We start from the raw sequence: 295 nt of genomic DNA on the forward strand, positions 1-295 counted from the left end.
GGTCTGGGCGATCAGGTCGGAGGCCATGGCCTCCAGCGCGGAGATCACCGGTTCCTTGGCCGCCTCCATGATGGCGTCCAGCAGCTGCTTGGCGACCTCTTTGAGGATGCGGCGCACGATCTCACGGGTGGCCACCGTGCCGGCCGCCGCGCCGATCTCGGACAGGCCCAGCGTGAAGGGCGCCGCGGCCTGGGCGGCGATGATTTCGGCGGCCAGGATCACCAGCTGCGTGATCACCGCGATCTTCATGCCGATGACCAGCGCGGCCGCGGCCTCCAGGGTGAAGGCGATGACC

General features: G+C 69.5%; 1 pseudogene. It reads right to left on the reverse strand.

Annotated elements, in window-relative coordinates:
• A pseudogene (locus IH45_RS0142825) lies at positions 1–295 on the reverse strand (hypothetical protein); the annotation flags it as partial.

Origin of the sequence: Streptomyces rimosus subsp. rimosus (assembly GCF_000720725.1) — a bacterium.
In the GTDB taxonomy this organism is placed as follows: domain Bacteria; phylum Actinomycetota; class Actinomycetes; order Streptomycetales; family Streptomycetaceae; genus Streptomyces; species Streptomyces rimosus_A.